This window comes from Pseudomonas rossensis (assembly GCF_039888995.1).
Taxonomy (GTDB): Bacteria; Pseudomonadota; Gammaproteobacteria; order Pseudomonadales; family Pseudomonadaceae; genus Aquipseudomonas; species Aquipseudomonas rossensis.
The window spans coordinates 1-370 of record NZ_JBBWCB010000346.1 but is presented as its reverse complement, the minus strand read 5'-3'; the positions used below and the strand labels follow the sequence as shown (position 1 = coordinate 370).

At 61.4% G+C, this 370-nt stretch carries 1 protein-coding gene; it reads right to left on the bottom strand.

Annotation, left to right across the window (positions count from 1 at the left end):
* Nucleotides 1-303 (bottom strand): hypothetical protein (locus WLY71_RS30815; RefSeq protein ID WP_347806598.1); only part of this gene is annotated, 303 nt, incomplete at its 3' end.
* Nucleotides 304-370: the final 67 nt, after the last annotated feature.

Below are 370 nucleotides of genomic sequence, written 5' to 3'. Positions count from 1 at the left end.
AAGGGTTGTGGGCAGTTGCGCCATCACGTCTTGGTGTGCGGGCCACACAGGTATCAGGCGGACCTGACCGGAAGGCCCTTGCAGAAACACGTTGAAGGCGTGGTTAATGGCCGCGCGCGTGCCTCTATCAAGTCCGTGTTGCGTAATGGCCGTGTTGACCGCCGCCTCCAACGCTGCGGGGCGCACTTCGCCCGCAGCAGGTGCCAGCGCTGACCAGCTCCGACCCTGCTGCTCGAGGTGACACAGAAATCGTGAAATCTTATTGCGCTGATCCCGGGAAAGGGTTGTGGGCAGTTGCGCCATCACTGCTTGGTGTTCGGCCAGTAATGGTGTGGTTCGCCGCGTGGGGACGGGGGATTGTCTTATAGCG